Origin of the sequence: Okeania sp. SIO2F4 (assembly GCF_010672385.1) — a bacterium.
In the GTDB taxonomy this organism is placed as follows: Bacteria; Cyanobacteriota; Cyanobacteriia; order Cyanobacteriales; family Microcoleaceae; genus Trichodesmium.
The window spans coordinates 1-4,996 of sequence record NZ_JAAHGT010000728.1 but is presented as its reverse complement, the minus strand read 5'-3'; the positions used below and the strand labels follow the sequence as shown (position 1 = coordinate 4,996).

The following is a 4,996-nucleotide window of genomic DNA, read 5'->3' as shown; positions in this document are numbered from 1 at the left end:
TACAAAGGAATGCAATATAAGTTAGTTTATGATGTGTATAAAAAATATTCTTTGCCAGCTAAACTCAGAACAGAATTGTATGATTTTTTGGGGAAGCAACCCAAACTAATGCGTTTATATCAAGGTGCAAAAAAACTGATGAAAAAATAATCAGAAATCTAGAAAATTTTAATGATTCTTAGACTGATTCATCAGTAGAAGAGAAGCCAAAAGAAAAAGCAATGGAAAACCTTGCTAGATTAATACATAAACCTAACGATCTTGCCTGTTATTGGCAAGATTTAAGTATAGCGATCGCCTCCTAAAAAAATTACCACACAAAATTAAACAGCCAAAAGGTATACCAGTTCAAGAATGGAAAGTATTTACCCAACGTCATGCAGGTTTATTATGGCTGTTGTATTGGGGATTACCTCATCTCAGGTTGTTATTAGCGGGTGTATTTGGTGGTAAAATGGGAAGTAGAACTAATAATTAATTAGAGTTTTATTCGTAAAATTCAGTATAGTCATAAATTAAAATTTTGAAGGTCTTAATAAGATGGAAAAAATTAAACTAAATCTGGGATGTGGAAATCAAGTAGTAGCAGACTGGATTAATGTAGACTATTTTATCGGAGCAAGACTGTCAAGAATACCAGTTTTTTCATGGTTGAATAAAAAAATAAAATTATTTGACTTGGAATGGGATGAAAATATATTTATTCACGATTTGACAACAAAATTTCCTTGGTAAAAAGAGACATTTGATATTATCTATAGTTTCCATACTTTAGAATACTTTGACAAAGAACAAGGTCAAGTATTTTTAAGTTAATGTTACCCAGTGTTGAAAAAAAATGGGATAATCAGAATATTAGTGCCAGATTTAAAAGGTTTCGTAGAGCATTACTTAAAAGGTGAGATTTTAGCAGAAGATTTGGTTAAAAATTTGTATGTTTTGTATGAAGAGCCTAGCAATAGTTTATGGAAAAAGAAACTTGCTCCTTGGTTTAGGTATCCACATAAATGTATGTACGATACTTTCAGTTTAATTATAATTATGTCAAATTTGGGATTTACAAGTTGTAGTAAGCAACCTTTTGAAAGTGAGATTCCAAATATTAAGAACATTGAGTTAGAAGAGCAGACTAAGAGAGTATCTGTAAATAAAATATTAAATTCTTGTGTAGGGTGGGTTAGGCGCACCCTTTATATTAAACTTGATAGTCCGCTCTATGATGCGCCGTAACCCACCAAAAAGTAATCTTCGACTATCCCTAATAGATTATTTTATAGATACCTTCTAAGGAAGCAGTAATTATTAAAGCTAGAAAATAGCTATTTCTGAGTAAATTAAATTACTAAAGTTGAGACATGTATGGTTAAGCGCGTTGCCCTATTAACAAACTTTATTCCTCCCTATCGGTTGCCTCTATATCAGGCGATCGCTCAACGAGTCTCAGAATTTCAAGTATTTATTTCTACCCCTATGGAAGCTAACCGCAGTTGGCAAACAAATTGGGAAACCTTAAATGTTACGATTCAAAAAAATCTTACCCTCCAACGTACTTGGCAACATCCCCAAGGATTTTCCGAGCCACTATATATTCATATCCCCTACGACACCCTTTGGTTACTCCATCAATATCAACCAGATGTGATAATTTCTGGGGAACTAGGAATGCGGAGTCTTCAAGCAGCACTTTACCGAAAATTTCATCCCAAAACCAGACTTATCCTTTGGGCAACAATTTCCGAATATAGTGAAAAAGGTAGAGGTTGGTTAAGACATCAGTTAAGACGTGTACTTTTACCCCAAGCAGATGCAGTGCTTGTTAATGGCAATAGTGGAAAACGCTATATTCGTAACTTTGGCATTTCTGAGGAAAAAATCTTTTTTGCTCCCTACACAACAAATATCTCCCCTTTTGTCGCTATCCCCTTATCTAAAGCATCTCACCAAGTTTACCGTTTATTATCAGTAGGACAACTGGTAGAACGTAAGGGATTACTACCATTTATGACGACTTTAGTCAAGTGGGGTAAAAATCATCCTGAACAAAATCTTGAATTTTGGATAGCTGGTACTGGAACTCTACAGGAAACCTTGGCAACACAACCACTGCCAGAAAATATTAAAGTCAAATTTCTGGGCAATATCGAATATCAAAAACTTCCAGAAGTTTATGCTGAAGCTGGCATTTTTATCTTTCCGACCCTAGCTGATGAGTGGGGTGTAGTTACTAATGAGGCAATGGCAGCAGGGTTGCCAGTATTGGGGAGTCTTTACAGTCAGTCTGTAGAAGAATTAATTGAAGATGGCGTAACAGGTTGGGTGTTTCGTCCAGATAATCAAGAAGAAATTTATACCGCCCTAGAAAAAGCTCTCGGAACAACTGAAGAAGACTTGTCCAAAATGCGGAGTATGGCTCGCGAGCGTATCAAATATCTGACTCCTGAGTTTGTGGCTGATAATATTTTAGAAGCTATTAGCTATATTACTGAGGCTAAATCTTGTTAAAATTATTTTGATTAATTATTCACAAACAATCTAAGTAAATAAAATGGATATTCAAAAAATATACCGTCCTTTTTTAATCTACTTTCGTCGCCAAAGATTGGAATTTCTTTACAAGTTATTTTCTATCAATGAATCAACCAATTTATTAGATGTTGGTGGGGATTTTTTTTTGGGAGCTAGCTAAAAATCTTGGTTTTTCTTCTCCACAAGTGACTATTGTGAATCTTTATTCTACTCAAGTAGATTTACCAGAAAATATAACTTGGGTTGTAGGGAATGGAAAAAAATTACCTTTTGAAAATATGGCTTTTGACCTGGCTTTTAGTAACTCTGTAATTGAACATTTATATGATTGGGAATCCCAGCTATAATTTGCTAATGAAATTCAAAGAATAGCTCCCAAATATTTTGTACAAACCCCTAGTAAAATATTTCCAGTCGAGCCTCATTTCCTAACACCATTCATACATTATATGCCTAAAAATATACAGAAAAACCTAGTTCGTAATTTTACACTTTGGGGTATTATTACTCGTCCTAACCAAGAATATTGTGATAAAATGGTGGAAGAGTTAAGGCTATTAAGTTCTCAAGAAATGTCTGAGTTATTTGCCAATGCAACTGTAGAAATAGAAAAATTTGCTGGTTTAGAAAAGTCGATAATCGCCATGAAAAATTAATTTCTCAAACATTACTTAGAATCTGCTCAAAAAGTCTTATGAGTGCAGTTAGGAGTCAGGAGTTAGCATAAATGGGAATTATAAAGGAGGTAGCAGTAAGAATTACCCCTTGATTTTTTGGCAACTATTCTGCCCAAAGTGACCATAAAAATAAATTGAGAAAATTACTGTACTGGATATTTTTAATCATCTTGTTTCTGTTTACTAGTCTAGGAAGTATTTTGATCTTCAAGTAACCAAAAATAATTGATCTAGTATCTCAAAACCATAACTTTATAGATGATTTGCTAAAACTCAACATCTACAGTAGGTTTGATATCAATTAGGTATAGCTATCACAGGCAAGATGCCTGTGCCACAAAGGTTTGTATTTGTACTTCATATACTTGGAATCTGCTGTAAAGTTGTCAGGATGAAGGAGTGGTTCAATTGAGGAAAATTTCACGGTGGGTAATTCTTGTTTCCTTGTTTCTACTGGCTAGTATAGGGAGTATTTTGGCCTTCAATAACCAAAACCTCCAACCACCCACTACTGTTATTCCACCCAGTTTTTTTGGGATGCACGTTCATCATGTAGCCATACAACCTCGCCATATCAAACAAATTACACCCTGGCCTAGCATTCCTTTTTCACAACTACGTTTGTGGGGTGCTTATGTTTCATGGGCGGAACTAGAACCGGAACAGGGAAAATGGAACTTTCAACTTTTAGATAAATATATAGATATAGCAGAAAAACATAATGTAGAACTTCTACTAACATTAGGTCAGTCTCCACCTTGGGCCTCTGCTAGACCAAGCGATCGCTCCCCTTATCGACCAGGTTGGCCTGCCGAACCGAAAAATATAGAGGACTGGCGTAATTATGTTCGTACTGTTGCCACCCGCTACAAAGGAAAAATTCCCTATTACGAAATTTGGAACGAACCTAATTTAAAGCATTACTTTTCTGGCACTGGCAAAACAATGTTGAATTTATCTAAGGAAGCTTACCAAATTCTCAAGGAAGTAGACCCTAATATTAAAGTAGTTTCTCCATCCATGACCACAGTTGAGGAGGGTTTAGTTTGGTTAGAAGAATTTTTAAGAGATGGTGGTAAAAATTATTTTGATGTAATTGGTTACCATTTTTATGTACCAGTAGAGCCTCCGGAAAAAATGGTATTAGAAATTATGCGGGTGCGAAAAGTAATGGCTAAATATGGAGTTGAAAAAATGCCTCTTTGGAATACGGAGGCAGGTTGGTTAGGGGATGAACCTTTTAAAGATGAACAGAAAGGAGCGGCTTATGTTGCTAGAGCTTATATTTTAAATTGGTTGGCAGGAGTTGAACGTTTTTATTGGTATGATTGGGATAGTCCTGTAGGATTGGAGTTAAATATGACTGCTGAAGATGCTAAGACTTTAACTTCTGCTGGTATTGCTTATGGGGAAATTCAAAAATGGTTAATTGGCGCTCGGATGGAAAGTTGTAATTCTAATTGGCAGAAAACTTGGATTTGTCAACTTACTCGTAATAATAATTATCAAGGTTGGATTGTTTGGCATCCAGAGGGGAAGTTGGATTTTAAAATTCCTCAAGAATGGGGTGTTAAACAAGTTAGTAATTTAGCAGGAGATAGTTATAAATTATCAGGTTTAAAATTAGAAATTGGTTCTTTACCTTTACTATTAGATAGTTGAATTTTAATGGATAATTGATAATATTTCCGCTCTTGGTTCAATCCTCTTTACCAATTAGGGCTTGCGTATGGAAAGTCTCTTTGTAAGGGGAGGAGTCAGAATCCAGAATCCAGAATTAAGAAGGAATGGGA

The 4,996-nt window shown here is 35.1% G+C and carries 8 protein-coding genes; all 8 read left to right on the top strand.

Features of this window, described 5'->3' with window-relative positions:
• The first annotated feature begins 271 nt into the window (after positions 1 to 271).
• The 8 genes from F6K22_RS31420 to F6K22_RS31385 all read left to right on the top strand — a co-directional run bounded on the left by F6K22_RS31420 (position 272) and on the right by F6K22_RS31385 (position 4,865).
• On the top strand, positions 272 to 478 hold the full coding sequence (locus F6K22_RS31420; protein WP_293107300.1) for a hypothetical protein: 207 nt from the start codon (positions 272 to 274) through the stop codon (positions 476 to 478).
• Positions 479 to 540: 62 nt separating this feature from the next.
• A complete protein-coding gene (locus tag F6K22_RS31415) occupies positions 541 to 735 on the top strand; it encodes a hypothetical protein (RefSeq protein ID WP_293107298.1) in 195 nt (64 codons plus the stop codon).
• A gap of 123 nt (positions 736 to 858) precedes the next feature.
• Positions 859 to 1,230 (top strand): hypothetical protein, encoded by a 372-nt coding sequence (locus F6K22_RS31410; RefSeq protein ID WP_293107295.1) that lies wholly within the window; start codon positions 859 to 861, stop codon positions 1,228 to 1,230.
• A 129-nt stretch (positions 1,231 to 1,359) separates the two neighbouring features.
• Positions 1,360 to 2,502 (top strand): glycosyltransferase family 4 protein, encoded by a 1,143-nt coding sequence (locus tag F6K22_RS31405; RefSeq protein WP_293107293.1) that lies wholly within the window; start codon positions 1,360 to 1,362, stop codon positions 2,500 to 2,502.
• A gap of 43 nt (positions 2,503 to 2,545) precedes the next feature.
• Entirely contained in the window at positions 2,546 to 2,686 is a 141-nt protein-coding gene (locus F6K22_RS31400) for a hypothetical protein (RefSeq protein WP_293107291.1), read from the top strand.
• A 34-nt stretch (positions 2,687 to 2,720) separates the two neighbouring features.
• A complete protein-coding gene (locus F6K22_RS31395; protein ID WP_293107289.1) occupies positions 2,721 to 2,873 on the top strand; it encodes a methyltransferase domain-containing protein in 153 nt (50 codons plus the stop codon).
• 102 nt (positions 2,874 to 2,975) lie between these two features.
• Positions 2,976 to 3,182: a hypothetical protein gene (locus F6K22_RS31390; RefSeq protein ID WP_293107286.1), complete on the top strand. Its 207-nt coding sequence runs from the start codon at positions 2,976 to 2,978 to the stop codon at positions 3,180 to 3,182.
• Between the two features lie 495 nt (positions 3,183 to 3,677).
• Positions 3,678 to 4,865: a GH39 family glycosyl hydrolase gene (locus F6K22_RS31385; protein WP_293107284.1), complete on the top strand. Its 1,188-nt coding sequence runs from the start codon at positions 3,678 to 3,680 to the stop codon at positions 4,863 to 4,865.
• Positions 4,866 to 4,996: the final 131 nt, after the last annotated feature.